This is a genomic window from Streptomyces sp. NPDC045846 (genome assembly GCF_056431605.1).
Map to the genome: position 1 here is coordinate 452,783 of NZ_JBWKKJ010000002.1, position 20,949 is coordinate 473,731.

General features: G+C 72.3%; 18 protein-coding genes. 5 read left to right on the forward strand and 13 right to left on the reverse strand.

Annotated features, from left to right (window positions below; all coding sequences use genetic code 11):
* The first annotated feature begins 207 nt into the window (after nt 1–207).
* Nucleotides 208–1,029: a ComEA family DNA-binding protein gene (locus AC07F3_RS06970; protein ID WP_479111218.1), complete on the forward strand. Its 822-nt coding sequence runs from the start codon at nt 208–210 to the stop codon at nt 1,027–1,029.
* Nucleotides 1,026–3,548 carry a ComEC/Rec2 family competence protein gene (locus tag AC07F3_RS06975; RefSeq protein WP_479111220.1) on the forward strand — a complete coding sequence of 841 codons (2,523 nt, stop codon included), beginning with the start codon at nt 1,026–1,028 and terminating at the stop codon, nt 3,546–3,548. Before AC07F3_RS06970 ends, AC07F3_RS06975 begins: the two co-directional genes overlap by 4 nt.
* A 40-nt stretch (nt 3,549–3,588) precedes the next feature.
* Here the strand turns inward: AC07F3_RS06975 and AC07F3_RS06980 are convergent, their stop codons facing one another.
* Nucleotides 3,589–4,050 carry a pyridoxamine 5'-phosphate oxidase family protein gene (locus AC07F3_RS06980; protein ID WP_479111222.1) on the reverse strand — a complete coding sequence of 154 codons (462 nt, stop codon included), beginning with the start codon at nt 4,048–4,050 and terminating at the stop codon, nt 3,589–3,591.
* 309 nt (nt 4,051–4,359) lie between these two features.
* Between AC07F3_RS06980 and AC07F3_RS06985 the strand changes: the two genes are divergently transcribed.
* Complete coding sequence (locus AC07F3_RS06985; protein WP_479111224.1) at nt 4,360–5,247, forward strand: YceI family protein; 888 nt, start codon at nt 4,360–4,362, stop codon at nt 5,245–5,247.
* A gap of 148 nt (nt 5,248–5,395) precedes the next feature.
* Here AC07F3_RS06985 and AC07F3_RS06990 read toward each other — a convergent pair whose 3' ends face one another.
* Nucleotides 5,396–5,644 carry a hypothetical protein gene (locus AC07F3_RS06990; protein ID WP_479111226.1) on the reverse strand — a complete coding sequence of 83 codons (249 nt, stop codon included), beginning with the start codon at nt 5,642–5,644 and terminating at the stop codon, nt 5,396–5,398.
* 79 nt (nt 5,645–5,723) lie between these two features.
* On the opposite strand from AC07F3_RS06990, the gene holA reads away from it, so the two are divergent.
* Nucleotides 5,724–6,710, forward strand: a complete 987-nt coding sequence (holA, locus tag AC07F3_RS06995; RefSeq protein WP_114035312.1) for a DNA polymerase III subunit delta — start codon at nt 5,724–5,726, stop codon at nt 6,708–6,710.
* 280 nt (nt 6,711–6,990) lie between these two features.
* Here holA and AC07F3_RS07000 read toward each other — a convergent pair whose 3' ends face one another.
* From AC07F3_RS07000 to AC07F3_RS07025, 6 genes are read right to left on the reverse strand one after another with little or no spacing between them, the layout of a single operon-like run.
* Entirely contained in the window at nt 6,991–7,176 is a 186-nt protein-coding gene (locus AC07F3_RS07000; RefSeq protein WP_479111228.1) for an acyl-CoA carboxylase subunit epsilon, read from the reverse strand.
* Nucleotides 7,177–7,185: 9 nt separating this feature from the next.
* Nucleotides 7,186–8,760 carry an acyl-CoA carboxylase subunit beta gene (locus tag AC07F3_RS07005; RefSeq protein WP_479111913.1) on the reverse strand — a complete coding sequence of 525 codons (1,575 nt, stop codon included), beginning with the start codon at nt 8,758–8,760 and terminating at the stop codon, nt 7,186–7,188.
* On the reverse strand, nt 8,753–9,823 hold the full coding sequence (locus AC07F3_RS07010) for a Gfo/Idh/MocA family protein (protein WP_479111230.1): 1,071 nt from the start codon (nt 9,821–9,823) through the stop codon (nt 8,753–8,755). The genes AC07F3_RS07005 and AC07F3_RS07010 overlap by 8 nt, the downstream gene beginning before the upstream one ends.
* Entirely contained in the window at nt 9,816–11,273 is a 1,458-nt protein-coding gene (locus AC07F3_RS07015) for an NDP-hexose 2,3-dehydratase family protein (protein ID WP_479111232.1), read from the reverse strand. Before AC07F3_RS07015 ends, AC07F3_RS07010 begins: the two co-directional genes overlap by 8 nt.
* Before the next feature lie 50 nt (nt 11,274–11,323).
* Nucleotides 11,324–12,625: a lipopolysaccharide biosynthesis protein RfbH gene (gene rfbH / locus AC07F3_RS07020; protein ID WP_479111234.1), complete on the reverse strand. Its 1,302-nt coding sequence runs from the start codon at nt 12,623–12,625 to the stop codon at nt 11,324–11,326.
* 39 nt (nt 12,626–12,664) lie between these two features.
* Nucleotides 12,665–13,690, reverse strand: coding sequence for an NAD-dependent epimerase/dehydratase family protein (locus AC07F3_RS07025; RefSeq protein WP_479111236.1), 1,026 nt, complete (start codon nt 13,688–13,690; stop codon nt 12,665–12,667).
* 122 nt (nt 13,691–13,812) lie between these two features.
* Between AC07F3_RS07025 and AC07F3_RS07030 the strand changes: the two genes are divergently transcribed.
* A complete protein-coding gene (locus AC07F3_RS07030) occupies nt 13,813–14,436 on the forward strand; it encodes a dTDP-4-dehydrorhamnose 3,5-epimerase family protein (RefSeq protein ID WP_479111238.1) in 624 nt (207 codons plus the stop codon).
* Nucleotides 14,437–14,885: 449 nt separating this feature from the next.
* Here AC07F3_RS07030 and AC07F3_RS07035 read toward each other — a convergent pair whose 3' ends face one another.
* The 5 genes from AC07F3_RS07035 to AC07F3_RS07055 form a co-directional block, all read right to left on the reverse strand.
* Nucleotides 14,886–16,490, reverse strand: a complete 1,605-nt coding sequence (locus AC07F3_RS07035) for an FAD-dependent oxidoreductase (protein WP_479111240.1) — start codon at nt 16,488–16,490, stop codon at nt 14,886–14,888.
* Nucleotides 16,487–17,503, reverse strand: a complete 1,017-nt coding sequence (rfbB, locus tag AC07F3_RS07040; RefSeq protein ID WP_479111242.1) for a dTDP-glucose 4,6-dehydratase — start codon at nt 17,501–17,503, stop codon at nt 16,487–16,489. The genes AC07F3_RS07035 and rfbB overlap by 4 nt, the downstream gene beginning before the upstream one ends.
* Nucleotides 17,500–18,567: a glucose-1-phosphate thymidylyltransferase gene (locus AC07F3_RS07045; protein WP_479111244.1), complete on the reverse strand. Its 1,068-nt coding sequence runs from the start codon at nt 18,565–18,567 to the stop codon at nt 17,500–17,502. Before AC07F3_RS07045 ends, rfbB begins: the two co-directional genes overlap by 4 nt.
* A gap of 82 nt (nt 18,568–18,649) precedes the next feature.
* Complete coding sequence (gene ssuE, locus AC07F3_RS07050) at nt 18,650–19,225, reverse strand: NADPH-dependent FMN reductase (RefSeq protein WP_479111246.1); 576 nt, start codon at nt 19,223–19,225, stop codon at nt 18,650–18,652.
* Nucleotides 19,226–19,303: 78 nt separating this feature from the next.
* Entirely contained in the window at nt 19,304–20,446 is a 1,143-nt protein-coding gene (locus AC07F3_RS07055; RefSeq protein WP_479111248.1) for a MupA/Atu3671 family FMN-dependent luciferase-like monooxygenase, read from the reverse strand.
* Nucleotides 20,447–20,949: the final 503 nt, after the last annotated feature.

A 20,949-nucleotide genomic window follows, 5' to 3' on the forward strand; every position in this document is an offset into this window, starting at 1 on the left:
GCGACGGCGCGTGCTCTCGGGCAGTCGGCACTGGCGCCACCTGGGGGCCTTGAGCGTGCCGCCCGGGCGACCCTGGCCGCACCGAAGGGGTCCCTCGGCTCCACCGCTGCCGCCCCACGAGCCACGTTCGCCAGCCCGACCGCTTCCGCCGGGCCCGGTGTTCTCCCCGCAGAGCCGAGCCCCGTGGGCACGGTGGATGCGAACCCCTTGGACCGAGCCGGGTCGGGTGCGACCGCGTCGGCCGGACCCGGTGATCCCGCCGCCGAGCCGAGCCCCGTGGACCGGGCGGGGCCGGGGGTTCGGGAGCGGACCTGGGCGGCGGTGCGCGAGCGGTTGCCGTTGTGGGCGCAGACGAGGTTCGGCCTCGCGCCGCGCAGCCTGGCCGCGTTGTGTGTGGTCCTGGTGGTCGCGGCGGGATTCGCCGTGCACCACTTCTGGGCGGGGCGCCCCCAATCCGTACGCGCCCCGGAGCTGGTCGACGGACCAGCGCCGCCGTTCCCCAGCGCGACGGGCGCGAAGGGCACGGGCCATGGCCCGGGGCGCGGCGGGCGTGGCGAGCCCACGCCCCAGCCGGTGGCGAACGCGGCGCCGTCGCCGACGGGAGTGCTCGTGGTGGACGTCGGCGGCAAGGTGCGGCGGCCCGGGGTCTACCGGCTGCCCGCCGGATCACGGGTGGCCGACGCCCTGACCGCGGCGGGCGGGGTGCGCGACGGCGCGGACCTGACGGGCCTCAACCGGGCGCGGCTACTCACGGACGGAGAGCAGGTGCTGGCCGGAGTGGCGGCCGCCGCGCCCGCGGGGCCCGGCGCGGGCGGTGGTGCCGGGGGCACGCCGAGCGGTCCCGTCAGCCTCAACTCCGCCTCGGTGGAGCAACTGGACGGGCTGCCCGGAGTCGGGCCGGTGCTCGCACAGCACATCGTGGACTACCGCACTCAGCATGGCGGCTTCCGCTCGGTCGACGAACTGCGCGAGGTCAACGGGATCGGCGAGCGCAGGTTCAACGACCTGCAACCGCTGGTGCGGCCGTGAACCGCCTGGAGGTCCATGCCGAGTCGGGCCACCGGCTCGGCGCGGCCAACCCGCACCGGGAAGGCCCCACGGACCTGCGTCTGATCGGCCCGGCACTGGGTGCCTGGGGTGGTACGGCACTCGCGGTGAACTGGTCCGGGGTTACAGCGAGTTGGAGTGCGTCGGCCTGCCTCGCCGTGGCGGCGGTGCTGGTGGCGCCCGTCGTTCGGCGGGCCCTGCGGCGCAGGGGAGCGGCAACCCGGCGCCCCGTCGTGGGAGGCGGGGGTGATGATGCGGAGACGCTGGGAGCTGCTCGTGTCGGTGGTGTCTGGAGGTATCGGGGTGCTGTCGCGGGCGTGCTGGTCTGTGCGGCGGCCGGGATCGTCGCCGGGGGGCTGCATGCCGCCGAGGTCAGAAGAGGGCCGCTACCGGATCTGGCAAGGGAGTTCGGGCAGGCCACCGTGGAGCTGGAGGTCCGCTCCGACCCGCGCCCCACCCGGTCCGCCGGCTGGGGCGGCGCCTCGGTCGTGGTCGAGGCCGAGGTTGCGCGGGTGTTCGGGCCGGAGGGCCGGGTCGAGCAGGTCCGCACGCCGGTCCTGGTGATCGCACCAGCGAACTGGCTGCAGTTGCTGCCGTCCACCCGGGTGCGGATGACCGCGCGGCTCATGCCGGGCGACGGAAGGATCGCCGCCGTACTGAAGGCGCCGAACGGCCCGCCTCGCATCGTCGAGCCGCCAACGCGCGTGCAGCGCCTGGCCGGTGGGCTGCGGGACGGGCTGCGCACGGCGAGCGAAGGACTCGCGCCGGACGCACGGGCGCTGCTGCCCGGCCTGGTCGTCGGCGACACGTCCCGCGTTACTCCCGAGCTGCGCGCCGCCTTCCAGGCGACGGACCTCACCCATCTCATGGCGGTGTCCGGAAGCAACCTCGCGATCATCCTCGCGCTGCTGATCGGACCGCCGGGCCGGGCCCTGCTGGCCGAGCGGGGCGGCCTCGCACCGAGGCTCGGGATCTCCCTGCGGGCGACCGCGGTGCTGGGCGGGGCACTCACCCTCGCCTTCGTCGTGGTGTGCCGGCCGGAACCCAGTGTGCTGCGAGCCGCCGCCTGCGGCCTGGTCACCCTGCTGGCCATCGGCACCGGGCGGCGCAGATCGCTGATCCCGGCGCTGGCGGCCGCCGTACTGCTCCTGGTCCTGTACGCGCCCGAACTGGCCCGCAGCTACGGCTTTCTGCTCTCGGTGCTCGCCACCGGGGCGCTGCTCACGATCGCGCCGGGCTGGGGCGCGGCACTGCGACGGCGCGGTGTGCCGCCCCGGCTCGCCGAGGTGCTGGCGGCGGCCGCGGCGGCGCAGGCGGTGTGCGCGCCGGTGGTCGCGGTGTTCGCGGCGCGGGTCAGCCTGGTGGCCGTGCCCTGCAACCTGCTGGCCGAGCCCGCGGTCGCGCTGGCGACGGTCGGAGGCTTCGCCACGCTGGCCGTCGCGCCGGTCGCGATGCCGGTCGCCGAACTCCTTGCCCGGTGCGCGGGTTGGCCCACCGGCTGGATCGCCTGGGTGGCCCGGACCGGAGCGGGCCTGCCCGGGGCGGAGTCGGGATGGCCGGGCGGCTGGCGCGGGGGAGCCCTGCTCGCCGTCGCCACCGCGGTGGCCGTGCTCGTGGCGAGGAGGCTGCCCCGTTCCCCCTGGCCGGCCGCCGCGCTGGGGCTCCTGCTGTTCCTCGCGGTGGTGCGGCCCGCCCCGCTGACCCGGGTCGTCACCGGTTGGCCGCCGCCGGGATGGTCGTACGCCATGTGCGATGTGGGGCAGGGCGATGCCACGGTGCTGGCCGCCGGGCCGGGGACGGCGGTGGTCGTCGACGCCGGGCCCGAGCCTCTGCCCGTCGACCGCTGTCTGCACGAACTCGGGGTGAACCGCGTCCCGTTGCTGCTGCTCACCCACTTCCACGCCGACCACGTGGGCGGTCTCGCCGGTGTGCTGCGGGGGCGGTCGGTCGGCGCGATCGAGACGACCGGGTTCGCCGAGCCGCCCGACCAGGCCGCGTTCGTCCGGCGTACCGCGGCCGCCGAAGGGGTGCCGGTGGTGGGGGCCGGGTACGGCGAACGGCGGGCGCTGGGCGCGCTGTCGTGGGAGGTGCTGTGGCCACCGCCGCTCCCCGGAGCGGTGCCGGACGGGCCGAACGACGCGAGCGTCACCCTGCTCGTCCACACCGCCGAAGGGCTGACCCTGCTGCTGCCCGGCGACCTCGAACCACCGGCACAGCGCGGCCTGTTGAGGCAGAACCCCGGGCTCGCGCGAGTGGACGTCCTCAAGGTCGCCCACCACGGTTCGGCGCACCAGGACCCGGCGCTGCTCAGAGCCGTACGCCCGAGACTGGCCCTGATCTCGGTCGGCCGGGGCAACCGGTACGGGCATCCCGCTCCCGGCACCGTCGCCGTGCTGCGCGCGTGGGGCGCGGCGGTGCTCCGTACGGACACGGACGGGGCGATCGCGGTGACCGGGACGGGCGGCGCCCTGCGGGCGGTTCCCCGGGGGCGGGACCCGTGACGCAGACCGTCCCGGCCGACGCGCGTCCCGGCCGGAGACGTCAGACGAGCCAGGCTCCCTCGCGCATCAGGTCGCGGTCGGCGATTTCGTTGGCCTCGCGCCAGGCCCGGACGCGCTGGGGGACGACCCGGAAGTACGTGTACGCGGGGCCGCTGTCGCGCGGGTCCCAGACGACCTTGGCGGCGAACGCGTCCGCCGAGGCCGTGGGGAGTTCGGCGGTCGGGATGACAGTGGCGGTGCCGGTGATGTGCACGACGTCCCGGGTGGGGCCGAGCGTTACCTGGACCGGGCGGCCGCCCGATCGCAGGTTGCGCAGAGTGGGGTTGGTCCGGCGGGTGCACATCAGGAGCGTCCCGTCCTCCCAGACGAAGGAGAGCGGCATGAGGTGGGGTTCACCGGAGGGGGAAGCGGTCGCGACCCAGGCGTCCTCGTCCTTTTCGAGGCGGGCCAGGACGTCCCGCTTGCGCTGTTCGCGGCTGCGCGGCGGCTCGTGTGTCGTCATGTCCCGTTACGCTAGCGGCGGTTGGGGCCCGACCGCCTCGGGCGCCGGACCTAGGTCGCACGAGGTGGGGCACGGCACGGCGGGGGTGGGGCCAGGCCCGTTCGCACAGGGCAAGCGGAATGACCAATTCGGGCCTCTGGTGACAGGTGCCTCAACAGCGCACACGCGCCGCGTTTGCCTCGAACGGCACAACAGTGATCGAATGCGTCTTCGTCAAGGGGCCGCAGACCTGCTGTGGCGAGGACGGACGAGGATGTCTGCCCCCTGCGCGGCCCGGCAGATACTTCTTCGCACGGGGGTGCGTGCACAGTGTTCAGCCGCTGGTTCGGCAAGAGCTCGGCCGGTTCTCCGCTCCGTACCGGGCCCCTGGCCGGGCTCACCGTCCCGTCGACCGCGGGCGTGCTCAGCTGTCGTGTGCTGGATCCGGTCAGCGAGCCCGTGCAGCGGGCCGAGTTCGTGGTCAGCGACGCGTCCGGGCGCAGGGTCGTGGGCGGGGAGACCGACCCGTTCGGGACGGTGGTCACGACGGTTCCGGCGGGTGAGTACCGGCTGGCCGTCACCGCCGAGGGCTATACGCCCTTCCACGGCAACGCCACGGTCACCGCGGGCGGGCTCGCCGCGCTCGGCGACGTCACGCTCCAGGTGGCCGCCCCGCCCGCGCTGCCGGACGCGGGCGAGTGGGAGCTCGACCCGACGCACTCTCAGATCGGCTTCACCGCGAGCCACATCGGACTGGCCCGCATCCACGGCCGGTTCAACACGTTCGCGGGGGCCATCCGGATCGGGGAGCGCATGGAGGGGTCCGCGATGCACGTCATCATCGACACCGCCTCCATCGACACCGGCGTCAAGATGCGCGACGACCACCTGCGGTCGGGCGACTTCCTGGACGTCGCGAGCTATCCGACGATGGAGTTCTACAGCGACCGCTTCGTGCACCGGGGCGGTGGCCGCTGGGCGATCATCGGCGGGCTCACACTGCACGGCGTGAGCCGTACGGTGACCCTGGACACGCAGTACCTGGGCCTGGGGACCGGGCTCGGCGGCGAGACCCGGGGCGCCTGTCGGGCCAGTACCGAACTGCACCGCGAGGACTTCACGCTGACCTGGCAGACCATGCTGGCCCGCGGGATCGCGGCGATCGGTTCCTCGATCTCGATCGACCTCGACATTCAGATCGTGCCGAAGGCGGGCTGACGCTCGACGTCCAGGTCGGCCGCGCCGTCCGCGCCGTCCGCGTCTGCCGTGCGGTTCGGGTCGTCCAGCCCGGTCGCGGAGGAGACCTGCGCTCGGTTTCCGGACCGTGCCGAAGTCGGCAGGCACCCAGGTCGTACCGGCGGGCGGATCAGGGGGATTCGAGCCAGCCCTCGTGCTCGGCGGCCAGGGCGTCCAGGGCCTCGGGGTCCAGGCGGGCGGCGGGATCCTCCACGACGACCAGCCATTGGGCGTCCTCGGCGTCGTCCTCGCCGGCCAGGGCGTCGCGGACGAGCTGGGGCTCCTCGGGGAGGCCGAAGAGGTCGGTCAGCTCGGTGGCGACGTCCTCGGCGGCGTCGCGGTCCGGGAGCACCAGTACGTGTCGGGTCACATCGTTCACCTGGCCATTCTCCGGTACGGGGGCGGCGGAGGCGGGAGCGGGCCGGGACTGTCAGTGGCCCGTGGGATGCTGGACGGCGATGGCCACCAGGAAGAACTCCACCGACGATCCGCTCGCCCCCGTCACGCTCGCCGTGGGCCAGGAGGACCTGCTGCTCGACCGCGCCGTGCAGCAGGTGGTGGCGGCCGCCCGGGCCGCCGACTCCGACACCGATGTGCGCGACCTGACCTCCGACCAGCTGCAGCCCGGCACGCTGGCCGAGCTGACCAGCCCCTCGCTCTTCGCCGAGCGGAAGGTCGTGATCGTACGCAACGCCCAGGACCTGTCCGCGGACACGGTCAAGGACGTGAAGGCGTACCTCGACGCCCCCGCCGAGGAGATCACCCTCGTGCTGCTGCACGCGGGTGGCGCCAAGGGCAAGGGGCTCCTCGACGCCGCCCGCAAGGTGGGGGCGCGGGAGGTCGCGTGCCCCAAGACCACGAAGCCGGCCGAGCGGCTCACCTTCGTACGGCAGGAGTTCCGGGCGCTGGGGCGTTCGGCCACCCCCGAGGCCTGCCAGGCGCTGGTCGACTCCATCGGCAGCGACCTGCGCGAGCTGGCCTCCGCGGTGTCCCAGCTCTGCGCGGACGTGGAGGGGACGATCGACGAGGCGGTCGTCGGGCGGTATTACACGGGACGGGCCGAGGCTTCCAGCTTCACCGTCGCCGACCGGGCGGTGGAGGGGCGGGCCGCGGAAGCGCTCGAAGCGCTGCGGTGGTCGCTGTCCACCGGGGTCGCCCCCGTCATGATCACCAGCGCGCTCGCGCAGGGGGTGCGGGCGATCGGGAAGCTCTCCTCCGCGCGGGGGGGCCGGCCGGCCGACCTCGCGCGGGAGTTGGGCATGCCGCCGTGGAAGATCGATCGGGTGCGGCAGCAGATGCGGGGGTGGACGCCGGAGGGGGTTTCTCTGGCCCTGCGGGCCGTGGCTGAGGCGGATGCGGGGGTGAAGGGGGGCGGGGATGATCCCGAGTACGCCCTCGAGAAGGCGGTGGTCACCATCGCTCGGGCGGCCCGAGCGGGGCGGTAGTCGCGCCCTGGTCCACCTCGCGGTTCCGGGTACGCCGGGGCTTCGCCCCGGGCCCCTCCGTCTGTCGGCTGCGGGTCGTCGGTGGCTGGTCGCGCAGTTCCCCGCGCCCCTGTAGGGCCCGGGCTGTGCCCGGCCCTCAGCCGCCGGTGTCCCCCACTGGGGCTTGTGTCGGGTGCTGGCGGTCGTCGGTGGTTGTTCGCGCAGTTCCCCGCGCCCCCTGGTAGGCCGGGCTGCGCCCGGCCCCAATGGCTGGGGCTCGTCGTCCGGGGCTCCGGACGGTTCACGCTGCTCGTTGCCAGCTCACTGGGGGGTGGTAGGGCTGGCGGTGCCAGGCGGCCAGGGGGGTTACCGGGGGCAGTTCTTCGGGGGGGTCGGTGGTCAGGGCGAGGAGCACCACCGTCACGGCGGCCAGTTCGGCCTCCGTGGGGTTGCCCTTCAGTACGCGGAACAGGGGCTCGTTCGACACGGTCGCTCCTTACTGCGGGGGGTTGCCGTGCTTGCGGGACGGCAGGTCTGCGTGCTTCGTGCGGAGCATCGCGAGGGCGGCGGCGAGGACGGCCCGGGTCTCCGCCGGGTCGATGACGTCGTCCACCAGGCCCCGCTCGGCGGCGTAGTACGGGTGCATCAGCTCCGACTTGTACGCCGCGATCTTCGCGGCGCGGACCGCCTCCGGATCGTCCGAACTCGCTATCTCCCGGCGGAAGATGACATTGGCGGCGCCCTCGGCGCCCATCACCGCGATCTCGTTGGTGGGCCAGGCGTAGGTGAGGTCGGCGCCGATGGACTGGGAGTCCATGACGATGTAGGCGCCGCCATAGGCCTTGCGCAGGATCAGCGAGATGCGCGGGACCGTGGCGTTGCAGTACGCGTACAGGAGCTTCGCGCCGTGGCGGATGATGCCGCCGTGCTCCTGGGAGACGCCCGGCAAAAAGCCCGGCACGTCGACCATGGTCAGCAGCGGGATGTTGAAGGCGTCGCAGAGCTGGACGAACCGGGCCGCCTTCTCCGAGGCCTCGATGTCCAGGACCCCGGCCAGGAACTGCGGCTGGTTGGCCAGGATGCCCACCACGCGCCCGTCGATCCGGGCCAGCGCGCAGATGATGTTGCGGGCCCAGTGCTCGTGGACCTCGAGCAGGTCGCCGTGGTCGACGATCTCCTCGAGGACCTTGCGCATGTCGTACGGGCGGTTGCCGTCCGAGGGCACCAGGTCGAGGAGGACGTCGTTGCGGCGGTCCGCCGGGTCCTCGCCCGGCGGCAGGGCCGGGGGCGTCTCGCGGTTGTTGGAGGGGAGCATCGAGATCAGGTAGCGGACCTCGGCCAGGCACGTCTCCTCGTCGTCGTGGACGAAGTGGGCCACGCCCGACACCCCGGCGTGCACGTCCGCGCCGCCGAGCCCGTTCTGGGTGATCTCCTCGCCCGTCACCGCCTGCACCACGTCGGGGCCGGTGATGAACATCTGCGAGGTTTCCCGGACCATGAAGACGAAGTCCGTGAGGGCGGGCGAGTAGGCGGCGCCGCCCGCGCACGGGCCCAGCATCACCGAGATCTGCGGGATCACCCCGGACGCTTTGGTGTTGCGCTGGAAGATGCCGCCGTACCCGGCGAGCGCCGAGACGCCCTCCTGGATGCGGGCGCCCGCGCCGTCGTTCAGGGAGACCAGCGGAGCACCGGCCGCGATGGCCATGTCCATGATCTTGTGGATCTTCGTGGCGTGCGCCTCGCCCAGCGCACCGCCGAAGATCCGGAAGTCGTGGGCGTACACGAAGACCGTGCGGCCCTCCACCGTGCCCCAGCCGGTGACCACACCGTCGGTGTACGGCTTCTTCGCCTCCAGGCCGAAACCCACCGCGCGGTGCCGGCGCAACTGCTCCACCTCCTGGAAGGTGCCCGGGTCCAGGAGCAGGTCGATGCGCTCGCGCGCGGTCAGCTTGCCCTTGGCGCGCTGCGCCTCGGTCGCCTTCTCGCTGGGGCCGAGCCTGGCCTGCTCGCGCAGGACGTGCAGTTCGGCGACGCGCACCGCCGCGGTCTGCGGCGGCGGCTGCTCAGTCACGGTCACGGTCGGTCCCTTCCTGTCGCACAGTCGAGGTGGAAATCGAGGTGGAAGTCGAGGTCGAAGCAGAACGCGGGCCGGAGGGCGGCGTGGGCGTGGCCCGCGCGCGGACCGCGTCGAGCAGGCTCGCCTGCTCCAGGCACTGCGCCGCGTCCGGCGAGCGGAGGGCCCCGGAACGCACCGCGCGCACGAACGCCTGGACGGTGGCGGCGACCTGGTCGTGCGGCGCCAGCATCAGTTCGCGCGGCCCGTGCGCGTCGGTGATCCACACCGCGGGCTTGTGGTCGGCGGCCGGGGTGAACGCGGGCTCTACGCGGATGCGCCCCTCGCTGCCCCACAGTTCGTACGCCGAGCGGTAGGCGTGCTCCATGCCGAAGGCCAGCTGGCCGAGGACGCCGGAGGGGGAGCGGACGAGCACCGCGCCCGACGTCTCCACCGCCGAGCCGTCCGGGCTCTCCAGCGCGGCGCCGACGATCTCCAGGCCCGCGCCGAGGAAGTACAGCGCGGCCCGCACCGGGTAGTAGCCGACGTCGAGCAGGGCGCCGCCGCCGAGTTCCGGGCGGTGCCTGATGTTCCCGGCGGGCAGCGCCGGGATCGCGAACGCGGCGCTGAAAGCCCGGAGTTGACCGATCGCGCCGCTCGTCACGAGTTCTCGTACGACCGAGTGCTGGGGGTGGTGGACGAACATGACGTTCTCCATCAGCACCAGGCCCGAGGCGTGCGCCAGGTCGAGCAGCGCCTCGGTGGTCGGCCGGTCGGCGGTGAGCGGCTTCTCGGCCAGCACGTGCTTGCCCGCGCGCAGCGCCCGGCCCGCCCACTCGGCGTGCAGGGAGATGGGCAGGGGCACGTACACCGCGTCCACGTCGTCGCGCGTGAGGACCGCGTCGTACGACGCGACGGCCGCGCAGCCGAACTGGGCCGCGACCTCCCGAGCGCGGCCGCCGTCCCGGCTCGCCACCGCGGTCAGCTCGATGTCCGGGTCGGCCGCCATGGCGGGCAGCACCCGGCGGCGGGCGATGTCGGCGGTGCCGAGGACGGCGATGCGCAGGGGTCGATCAGTCATCCGTCAGGTGTCCCATGGCGTTGAGGCAGGCGAGGAGCGTCCTGGCCTGCACATTGACGTAGTGTCCGTGCTTGATCAGCGCCGTCAGCTGACTGATCGTCACCCACTGGTATCCGGCCGGCGGCTCAAGGGGCGCGCTCTCCTCATCGGCCTCGATGACCAGATAGCGGTTCTCCGCGTACAGGAACCGGCCGCCCTCCTCGGAGTGGACGGCGTCGTAGCGGATGCGCTCGGCGGGCGCCGACATGACCAGGTCGAGGAACGGCGGGCGTACCTCCAGGCCGTCGAAGTTGTCCGGGGAGCACTGCACGGTGGGGGCGAGTTCCACGGTGTCGAGGAAGCCGCCCTCGACCTTGGCGTTGGCCAGGACGTGGAGCACGCCGTCGAAGGAGCGGGCCAGGAAGGCCGCGATGCCCCGGCTGCACGGCTCGATCAGGGGCTGGGTCCAGCTCGTCACCTCGCGGTTGCCCGCCTGCACCTCGACCGCGACCACGTTGAACCAGCGGCCGTCGTCCTTGCCGATGCGCGACGCGTCACGGGTCCAGCCCGGCACGTCCTTCAGCGGTATCCGGCTGGCCCGCACGTCGTAGCGCGAGCGCTCGGTGGTGAACCAGGACAGCAGGTCGACGTCGGTGAGCAGGGCGCCCGCCTCGGGGTCGCGCGAACGGCTCAGGGCCTGGCTGAAGCCGTCCCCCCGCACGGCGTCCGCGCGATGGGCGGGCAGACAGGCCAGAACGGTGCGCGAGTCCATGTTCACCAGGTTGTCCCGGTGCAGCAGCTCGGAGATCTGACCCAGCGTCAGCCAGCAGAAGTCCTCGTCGAGCGGGACGTCGCCGTCCACCTCGACGATCATGTTGCGGTTGCTCTTGTGGTAGAACCACGAGCCGTGCTCGGACTGGAGCACATCGGCGAGGATCCGGCCCCGCCCGCTGCCCGTGAAGTACTCGATGTACTTCACGTCCGTGCCCTGGTGGACCTTGGTGTAGTTGCTGCGGGTGGCCTGCACGGTCGGGGAGAGCTGGAGCAGATTGCGGTTGCCCGGCTCCATCTTGGCCTGCATCAGGAAGTGCAGTACGCCGTCGAACTCCTTCACCAGGATGCCGAGGATGCCGACCTCGGGCTGCTTGATGATCGGCTGGTACCACTCCCTGTGGGGGCCGTCGTCCGTCGTGACGTGCAGCCCCTCCACGCTGAAGAAGCGGCCGCTGGAGTGCACCAGGTTCCCGGTGTCCGGCTCGAAGGACCAGCCGCGCAGCTCGGAGAACGGGATGCGCTCGATGTGGAAGCGGCCCGCCTTCGCGCGCTCGGCGAACCAGTGGTGGAACTCCCCGGTGGTCAGGAGCCCGCCGGTGGCGGCCGCGGACGCAGCGATCCGGTCGGCGACCGACGCCGGCTCACGGGGCTGGACCACCGGCTGAAGCTCAGTCAGCTCCGCTAGTGTCGACGACATGTACGCTCTCTCCTCGTCAAGGATGCTGGGGTGGAGGGGTGTCGCAGCCGTCACCAGCCGGCGACGAAGTCCCGGATCGAGGCCGTCATGAAGTCCGTGTGCTCGTCGGTGAGGCCGGGGTAGACGCCGATCCAGAAGGTCTGCTCGGTGATGATGTCGGAGTTGGTGAGGTCGCCCACGATCCGGTGCGGGGCGTCGACGTAGGCGGGCTGGCGGGTCAGGTTGCCGGCGAACAGGTTGCGGGTGCCGATCTTCCGCTCCTCCAGGAAGTTCACCAATTCCTTGCGGCGGAACGGGGCGTCGGGGTCGACGGTGATGACGAAGCCGAACCAGCTGGGCTCGGAGCCGAGCGTGGCCTCCGGCAGGATCAGGTGCGGCACGCCCTCCAGGCCCTCCCGCAGGCGCTGCCAGTTGTGGCGGCGGGCAGCGGTGAAGTCGTCGACCTTGTCGAGCTGGGTCAGGCCGAGCGCGGCCTGGAGGTCGGTGGCCTTCAGGTTGTAGCCGATGTGCGAGTAGATGTACTTGTGGTCGTAGCCGGCCGGCAGGGTGCCCAGCTGGTACTGGAAGCGCTTGAAGCAGCGGTCGCTCTCGCCCGGCTCGCACCAGCAGTCGCGGCCCCAGTCGCGCAGCGACTCCACGATGCGGGCGAGCGCCAGGTTCGAGGTCAGCACGCAGCCGCCCTCGCCCATCGTCAGGTGGTGCGCCGGGTAGAAGCTGACCGTGGTCAAGTCGCCAAAGGTGCCGGTGAGTTGACCGTTGTAGAGGGAGCCGACCGCGTCGCAGTTGTCCTCGACGAGGAAGAGGTCGTTCTCCTCGGCGATCTGCGCGACCTCGGCGACCTCGAAGGGGTTGCCGAGCGCGTGCGCGACCATGATGGCCCGGGTCTTGGGGCCGACGGCGGCCTTGATGCGCTCGGCCGTCGTGTTGTAGGTCTTCAGCTCGACGTCCACGAAGACCGGGATGAGGCCGTTCTGGAGGATCGGGTTGACGGTCGTGGGGAAGCCCGCGGCCACCGTGATGACCTCGTCGCCCGGCTTGAGGGCGCGGTCCTCCAGGTGCGGCGAGGTGAGCGCCGACATGGCGAGCAGGTTGGCCGACGAACCGGAGTTCACCAGGTGGGCCTTGCGCCGCTTCATGTAGCGGGCGAACCGGGACTCGAACTTGCGGGAGCTGGTGCCGGCGGCTATCCGCATGTCCAGCGCCGCCTCCACCAGAGCCACCCGGTCCGCGGGCTCCAGGACAGCGCCGGACGGCCAGATCTCGCTGACTCCCGGCACGAACTCGCGGGACGGCTCCTTCTCCAGGTGGTACTCCCGCACAGAATCGAGAATCCGTGCCTTGGTGTCACTCATTTTGGCTGCCTCCATGGTCGTCAGTTCGGCACGAAGCCCTCAGCGGTGATCCGACACGGCCATCGTTGTGCGGGCGACTTGAAGGGCACTGGACAACGACTCGCGATGGACCGCATCGCGGGCATGGGCCAGCAGATCGCGCAGCGACTCGTCCAGGCTCCGCCGCGGCGACCAGCCGAGGAGCTCCCGCGCACGCCCGATGTCCATGCGCTGCCACTCGGCCTCGGGCGGCCGTCCGCCCGCGCTCGGCGCCTCGACGATCTCGGCGGCGGCGCCCGCCAGCTCGGTCAGCCGGGCCACCAGGCTGCGCACCGAAGTGGCCCGCCCGCCACCGATGTTGAGGACCTGCCCGGTCGCCTGCGAGCGGGCCGCGGCGAGCGCCGCTTCGGCCACGTCCCGTACGTCCACGAAGTCGCGGTGGGCGAGCAGCGGAGCGAGCCGCAGCGGTTCGGGCGACCCGGTGGCGAGATGGTGCGCCACCATGCCGAGCAGGCTCGCCCGGTGCGTGCCGGGCCCCGACACGTTCGAGACGCGCAGCACCAGGCCCTCCGCCCCGCCCGCCGCCGTGGCGTCGAGCAGCGCGCGGGCGCCCGCCAGCTTCGAGCGGCCGTACGGGGTGACCGGGGCGGTCGGGGTGTCCTCGGTGATCCCCGTGCGCGGCACCGGACCGTACTCGTGCACCGAGCCGAGCTGGATCAGCCGGGGCCGCTCCGCCAGCCGGGCGGTCGCCGCCACCAGATGCTCCACCAGGTCGGCGTTGGCGCGGTTCATGTCGTCCTCGGTGGTCTGCCACACCGCGCCCGCCGCGTTGACCACCACCCCCGCGCGGCGCTCCGCGAGCAGCGCCGCGATCCGTCCCGGCTCCGCGTCGACCACGTCGAGGGGGACGATGTCGTACGGAGCCGGCGGACCCAGGACGCCGCGGGCGACACCGGTCACCGTCCAGCCCGCGGCCCCGAACACCTCGCAGATGTGCCGGCCCACGAACCCCGTGGCGCCCAGCACCACCACCGATCCGGCCCCGCCGCCGCCCCTGCCGCCTGCTCTTCGGTCGTTCACGGACACCGTTGCTACCTCCTGTATGCGCGGTTTGAGCGGCACTGTGGCGGGTCGCGCTCGGGGGCCGCTGGACAGGTGGTCATGTGGCGCTACCGGAACTTGAGTCGGGGCGCCTACCGTCCGGGGCCATGAGGATCGAAGAGACCGCCGTACCGGACGCGTACCGCATCATGCCGAAGCTGCTGACGGACTCCCGCGGCAGTTTCCACGAGTCATACCGCTACGACCTGCTCGCCGCCGAGACCGGGCACGCGTTCGTGCCGCGCCAGGTCAACTACTCGGCCTCCTCGCGCAACACGGTGCGCGGACTGCACGGCGTGGCCATCCCGCCGGGCCAGGCGAAGCTGGTCAGCTGCGTGCGCGGGGCGCTGCTCGACGTGGTCGTCGACGTACGCGTGGGATCGCCCACGTTCGGCGAGCACGTGACCACGGTGCTGGACGCGCGGGAGGGGCGGGCGGTGTTCGTGGCGGAGGGACTCGCGCACGGGTTCGTGGCGCTGACCGACGACACGTGCATCAGCTATCTCTGCTCCACCGAGTTCGTGCCGGGTACGCAGATCGATCTGCGGGCGTTCGACCCCGAGTTGGGGCTGCCGTGGTCGCGGTGGCTCACGGGGGAGCCGCTGCTGTCGGAGAAGGACGCGGGGGCACCTACGGTGGGTGAGGCCTTGGAGCTCGGGTCGCTTCCCGCGTACGCGCAGTGCCTTTCCCTTTACGGGAGGGGTTCGCGGGAGGGCCAGGCCGCGGCCTAGGTGCCGGGGCTCTGCCCCCGGGCCCCGGGGCTCTGCCCCCGGGCCCCGCTCCTCGAACGCCGGGGGCTGTCGTCGACGGGTCGCGGGGCCTGTCATTCGGCTGCGGACCGTCGGTGGCTGGTCGCGCAGTTCCCCGCGCCCCTGTAGGTGGCCCGGTCTCGAATCGCGTGCGCGCCTGTAGGTGAACCGGTGTCGGGTTGTGGCGCGCCTGTAGGCGGTCTGGTGCCGAATCGCGTGCGTGTCTGTAGGTGGCCCGGTGTCGAATCACGTGCGTGTCTGTAGGTGGTCCGGTGTCGGGTTGTGCGCGCGCCCGCAGGGGATCCGGTGTCGAATCACGTGCGCCCCTGTAGGTGGCCTTGGCCCTGGACCCGTGTCCCGTGCCCCCGTCGGTGAATACACAGCACTAGGGCCCGCTCCCGGAATTCCGGGGGCGGGCCCAAGTCGTGGTTTTAGTGGGTCAGTTGGGGGGATTCGGCGGGGTGGATTCCCAGGGAGGTCAGTGTGGTCGACGGGGACTCCTTTGCTGTGCCTCGTGCGGCCAGGTAGCCGTCGGGGCGGATCAGGAGCCAGGTGCCCTCCGGGGCACCCAGGGCGGTGGACAGGTGGCCGGCCGGGTCGGACAGGGTGTCCGGGCCCGGGGTGTTCACCGTGCGGACGCGTACCGAGGGGCCGTAACGGTCCTCGGGCGCCTCGCCGAAGGTGAGCAACAGCCATTGCGGGCGCTGGAGTTCGACGATGAACTCCTGCCAGCCGGGGCTGGTGGCGAGGACCGGCGCCGTCACCCGGGCCACGCGCTCACCCGGGCGTACGCCTTCCGAGGGCGGCGACGGGTGGGCCAGCGGGCCCGCCGCGTAGCCGAGGCCGAGCGCCGACATGCCGCCCATGATCTTGCGCTGGATGCGGCCCTTGAGCGGCGGCAGCGAGCGGAGCACCGTGAACGCGGCGCGCAGGGCGGCCGCTGCCCGGCGGCTCCTGAGCTGGACCAGCATCGTCGCCATCTTGGTGGTGCGCAGCAGCTCCGCGCCCACCGGGACCCGCTCGTCGCTGTAGCTGTCCAGGAGCGCGTCCGGGGCCTCGCCGCGCAGGACGGTGGCGAGCTTCCAGGAGAGGTTCACCGCGTCCTGGACGCCGGTGTTCATGCCCTGCCCGGAGGCCGGGCTGTGCACGTGGGCCGCGTCGCCCGCGAGCAGCACCCGGCCGTTGCGCATCTGGCCGATCATGCGCTGCTGGATGGTGAACACCGAGACCCAGGACGGCGATTCGACCACGGCGGGACTGCCCGTGCCCGTGCTGATCTTCGCCGAGAAGCGCCGGGCCACCATCGCGTCGTCGCCGCCGTAGGACGTCTCGGCGGTGTCGAGCAGGCGCCACTTGCCGGGCTCGGGGAACGGCACCATCATCACGGTGCCGGTGGGCGTGCGCATCCAGTGGATGCTGTCCTTGGGCAGGTCGCAGTGGACGGTGGCGTCCGCGATCAGCCAGGTCTCGCTGGACTCGCCCTCGAGCTTGAGGCCCAGCTGCTTGCGGATGGTGCTGTGGCCGCCGTCCGTGCCGACCAGCCAGTCGGACGTGACGGTCTCCGTCCGCCCGTCGGCGTGGACCAGGTGGGCGCGTACGCCGTCGGAGCCCAGGTCCTCGAACTCCGTGAGCCGTACGCCCCATTCGACCGCCACGCCCCGGCGGGCCGTGGCGTCGCGCAGCACCTCCTCGGTGATGACCTGGTCGACCATCAGCGTGAACGGGAAGCGGGTGGGCAGCCGGCTGTAGTCCGTGTCGAAGCGGATCAGGCGGCGGCCGTTCTGGTGGAGCGTGAAGTGCTCCACCCGCTGGCCGCGCGGCAGGAGCTCGTCCAGGATGCCCATCTGGTCGTACGTCTCCAGGGTGCGGGCATGGGTGGCGAGCGCCCGGCTGGTGGTGGCCGGGCCGGGCGCCGCGTCCACGAGCCGGACCCGCACACCGTGCCGGGCCAGCTCGTGGGCGGCGCTCAGCCCGACCGGCCCGGCGCCCACGACCAGCACCTGGGGTGCGGGCGCCGATTCGTTGAGCAGCGTCACTTCTGGCCCTCCTGCGGCGCGTGCTTGACCGCCTTCCACCAGCCCGGGTTGTCGCGGTACCAGGCGGCGGTCTCGGCGAGACCGTCCTCGAAGGAGATGCGCGGGGCGTAGCCGAGCTCCTCGGCGATCTTCGCCTCGCTCAGCGAGTAGCGCAGGTCGTGGCCCTTGCGGTCGGCGACCCGGACCACCTTCGACCAGTCGTTGCCGGTCAGCTCCAACAGGCGCTCGGTGATCTGGCGGTTGGTCTGCTCGTTGCCGCCGCCCACGTTGTAGATCTCGCCCGCCCGGCCCTTGGTGAGGACGAGCTGGATGGCGCGGCAGTGGTCGTCGACGTGCAGCCACTCGCGGATATTGGCGCCCTCGCCGTACAGCGGGACCGTCTCGCCCTCCAGGAGGTTGGTGACGAAGCGCGGGATCAGCTTCTCGGGGTGCTGGTAGGGCCCGTAGTTGTTGGAGCAGCGGGTGATGGACACGTCCAGGTCGTGGGTCCGCCAGTAGGCGCGGGTGATGAGGTCCGAGCCCGCCTTGGAGGCGGCGTAGGGGGAGTTGGGCAGCAGCGGCCACTCCTCGGTCCAGGAGCCCTCGTCGATGGAGCCGTACACCTCGTCGGTGGAGACGTGCACCACGCGCCGGACGCCGGCGCGCAGCGCGGCCTCCATGACGTTCTGGGTGCCGCCGACGTTGGTGGCGATGAACTCGGCGGCCGACTCCAGGGAGCGGTCCACGTGGGACTCGGCCGCGAAGTGGACCACCGCGTCGTGGCCCGGGAACAGATCGAGGAGCAGGTCGAGGTCGCAGATGTCGCCCTGGACGAAGGTCAGGCGGGGGTGCTCGGCGGGCAGGTTCTCGCGGTTGCCCGCGTAGGTGAGCTTGTCGAGGACGGTGACCTCGGCGTTCTCGTACCCCTCGTAGCCGCCCTCCAGGAGGGTGCGGACGTAGTGCGAGCCGATGAAGCCCGCGCCGCCGGTGACCAGGATCTTGTTCATGGCGCTCTTCTCCGTGGTGTTCGTCATGCCGCGACCTCCACGCGGGTGTGGTCGCCGACCACCAGGCGGTGGTGGCGGCTTGCCAGATCGATGCCGGTGACCGCGGCGGACCTGCCGAGCAGGGAGCCGTGCAGGCCCCGTACCGAGGAGATCGTCGCGCCGTCCAGGGCGATCGAGTAGTCGAGATGGGTGCCGGACAGGACGCAGTCCCGGCCGATGGACGTGTGTGGTCCGACGTGGCTGTCCTCCAGGACGGTGCCCGCGCCGATCACGACGGGGCCCTCCACGAAGGACCGGGTGATCTTCGCGCCGGGCTCGACGACGACCGCGCCGATCAGCACGCTCTGGTCGTCGACCTCGCCCTCCACCCGGCGCTCGATGCCGTCGAGGAGCATCTGGTTGCACTCCAGGACGTCCTCGACGCGGCCGGTGTCCTTCCAGTACCCGCGGTACTCCTGGGCCCGGACGGTCGAGCCGTTGGTCACCAGCCACTGGATGGCGTCGGTGATCTCCAGCTCGCCGCGCGCGCTCGGCACGATCGAGTCGACGGCCTGGTGGATGGCCGGGGTGAAGAAGTAGACGCCGATGAGCGCCAGGTTGGAGCGCGGCACTGGGGGCTTCTCGACGAGGCGCTCGACGACACCGGTCGCGTCGACCTCGGCCACGCCGAAGGCGCGCGGGTCCTCGACCTGGGCGACGAGCACCTGGGCGGCCGGGCGCAGCGCGTGGAACTCGGCGGCGGCCTCGGTGATGCCCTCGGGGAGCATGTTGTCGCCGAGGTACATCACGAAGTCGTCGTCGCCGAGGAACGGCTGGGCGAGCTGGACGCACTGGGCGAGACCCCGCGGGCTCTCCTGCGGGATGTAGGTGATCTCGACGCCGAGCCGGGAGCCGTCGCCGAGCGCCTCGGCTATCTCCTCGACGTGGTTGCCGACGATGATCCCGATCTCGGTGACACCGAGGTCACGGATGTTGTCGAGCACCCGCTCCAGGACGGGCTTGTTGGCGATCGGGATGAGCTGCTTGGGCATGGAGTAGCTGAACGGGCGCAGTCGGCTTCCCGTACCGCCGCTCAGAACCAGAGCCTTCATGGGGTCCTCTTCTGTGGTGGTTCCGTCGTGGTCGACACATCAACAGGCACATGAATGGGGGACGTTGGGACAGCGGAGTGGGTCAGGCGGCGGGTACCAGCCGGACGGTGGGGGCGGGGGCCTCGGTGAGGCTCTCCACCAGGTCGGCGAACTTGTCGGTGGCCTCGTGCAGCAGCGCGTCCGTGTCGGGCTCCAGGCCGGCGAAGCCGCCCGGGCCCTTGCGGATGCCGCCCGCGTGCACGAAGAAGCTCTCGGAGACCGCACGCGGCTTCATGGACATCAGCACCGGGCGCAGCCCGTAGTCGAGGGCGAGCACATGGGCGAGCGAGCCGCCCGTGGCCAGCGGCAGCACCACCTTGCCTTCGAGGGCGAACTGCGGCAGTACGTCGAGGAAGGACTTGAGCAGCCCCGAGCAGCCCGCCTTGTAGACCGGGGTGGCCAGCACCACGGCGTCGGCCCGCGCGAACTGGGCGGCGGCGTCGGCGAGTTGGGGGTGGTTCAGATCGGCCCGCAGGAGCTCGGCCGCGGGCAGGGTGCGCACGGCGAGCGTCTCCACCCGGTGGCCGCGGCCGGCGAGCCGGTCCGCCGCGAGGGTGAGGACCTGGTGGGTGCTGGAGACCGGCGATGGACTGCCGGAGACGGCGAGGATCGTCGGCATGGACAACCTCCTGATAACGGATCCTGGTCAAGGGTGGGGAGGGGCGCTTGAGCGGGGCCGGGGCGGATGCGCCCGGCCTCAGGCGGCCAGTACCGGCTCGGCGTGGGCGGCGGCCTCGCGGCGCACCGCGGCGACGCGCTCCAGGGAGGCGAGCACCAGGGCCGGGTCGGCGACGAAGTCCACCAGGCAGGCGATCTCGTCGACCCCGGCCGCGCGCACCCGGCGGGCGGCCGCGGTGCACTCCTCGACCGAGCCGATCAGCGAGTTCCCGGACAGGTAGCGGTTGAGACCGAGCTCGGCGAGCTTGCGCTGGGCCTTGACCGCGGACAGCACGTCGCGGCCCTGCTTGTTGCCGCTCATCCGGCCGCCGGCCTCGACCGCGAGGGCCTCCAGGTCGATCGCCGAGAGCAGGTAGTCGCGCAGGGCGCCGCCGCCCACCTCGCGGGCCTCGGCCGCGTCGTCGGCGACATAGGTGTGCATCATGACGGTGACCGTGCCCGGGCCGTCCCAGCCCGCTTCGGCGCGAGCCGTCCGGTACAGGGCGATCTTGTCGGAGAGGGACTCGACGTCCTGGTTCTCCAGATGGGTCAGGATGTTGCAGCCGAGCCGGCCCGCCTCGCGGAAGGTGCCCTCGCTGCGGGACGCGGTCACCCACACCGACAGGTCGTCCTGCACCGGGCGCGGGAAGACGGGCAGCGTGGTCTCGGCGCCCAGCGGGTTGGGGCCGGTCCAGTGGCCGGTGCGCCAGGCGGTCCTGATGTCCGCGACATCCTTGATCATCTGCTCGCGCCGGGTCTCGTACTTGTCCGGTGCGATCACGAAGTCGTTGACGTTCCAGCCGGAGCCCACCGAGATGGCGACCCGGCCGCCCGAGATGCCGTCCACCATCGCGAAGTCCTCGACGATGCGGGCGGCCGGGTGCAGCGGCGTCACGACGCTGCCGGCCCGGATCTGGATGCGGCTGGTCACCGCGGCGATCGCCGCGGAGGTCACCGCGGGGTTCGGGAAGGCGCCGCCGAAGCGGTGGAAGTGCCGCTCGGGCGTCGACACGAAACCGAAGCCGAGCTCGTCGGCGCGGCGGGCCGCGTCCAGCATCAGCCGGTAGGTCTCCTCGGCCCGGTCGCCGACCGCGGCGAAGAAGAAGACACCGAAGTCCAGCGGCCGCTCACCTGCCGAGCCGTCCGCGCCCTGGCTGCCGGTCTGTCGGGAATCCGCGTTCATTTAGCGCTGCCTCCTTCCCCGTCGGACGTCGTCGCGGCGGGGTCGTCACCATGGGGGCTTGCTGCCCGGCGACACCATGGGGCGGCCTCCTCGCACCGGACTTGAGTCCCGGGCAGGCCACAGCTGCCCCAGCACGGCCCGAGTGCGGCTCAAGTCCCGAACGAGTGGGGCGCGTTGTGATGGATCCACCGGAATTCGAGGGCGACTCCAAGGGGGAGGTACTCGCATGCTGCCAAAGGCGCGGGCCCCGTATGTGCCGGAGCCGCGATGCCCGCGTCCGGCCAAGGGGCGCGGGGCCGTGACACGTGCGGCTCCGCCGCGATGCGGGTCCCCCCCCTGTTCGAGCGAAGCCGAGAGCTCGGGGGCGACCGGCCGCGTGCGGCTCCGCCGCGATGCGGGTCCCCCCTGTTCGAGCGAAGCCGAGAGCTCGGGGGAGCGACCGGCCGCGTGCGGCTCGCGGTCGAAGACCGCACTGTCCGGGGGGGGCTGGGTTCCGGGCCCGC

Excerpts from the sequence above, each read along its gene's own strand:
- rfbB (WP_479111242.1), bottom strand. The coding sequence starts at position 17,503 with ATGACGAACACCACGGAGAAGAGCGCCATGAACAAGATCCTGGTCACC.
- AC07F3_RS07010 (WP_479111230.1), bottom strand. The coding sequence starts at position 9,823 with ATGACTGATCGACCCCTGCGCATCGCCGTCCTCGGCACCGCCGACATC.
- ssuE (WP_479111246.1), bottom strand. The coding sequence starts at position 19,225 with ATGCCGACGATCCTCGCCGTCTCCGGCAGTCCATCGCCGGTCTCCAGC.
- AC07F3_RS07055 (WP_479111248.1), bottom strand. The coding sequence starts at position 20,446 with ATGAACGCGGATTCCCGACAGACCGGCAGCCAGGGCGCGGACGGCTCG.
- AC07F3_RS07045 (WP_479111244.1), bottom strand. The coding sequence starts at position 18,567 with ATGAAGGCTCTGGTTCTGAGCGGCGGTACGGGAAGCCGACTGCGCCCG.
- holA (WP_114035312.1), top strand. The coding sequence starts at position 5,724 with ATGGCCACCAGGAAGAACTCCACCGACGATCCGCTCGCCCCCGTCACG.
- AC07F3_RS06980 (WP_479111222.1), bottom strand. The coding sequence starts at position 4,050 with ATGACGACACACGAGCCGCCGCGCAGCCGCGAACAGCGCAAGCGGGAC.
- AC07F3_RS07015 (WP_479111232.1), bottom strand. The coding sequence starts at position 11,273 with ATGTCGTCGACACTAGCGGAGCTGACTGAGCTTCAGCCGGTGGTCCAG.
- AC07F3_RS07030 (WP_479111238.1), top strand. The coding sequence starts at position 13,813 with ATGAGGATCGAAGAGACCGCCGTACCGGACGCGTACCGCATCATGCCG.
- rfbH (WP_479111234.1), bottom strand. The coding sequence starts at position 12,625 with ATGAGTGACACCAAGGCACGGATTCTCGATTCTGTGCGGGAGTACCAC.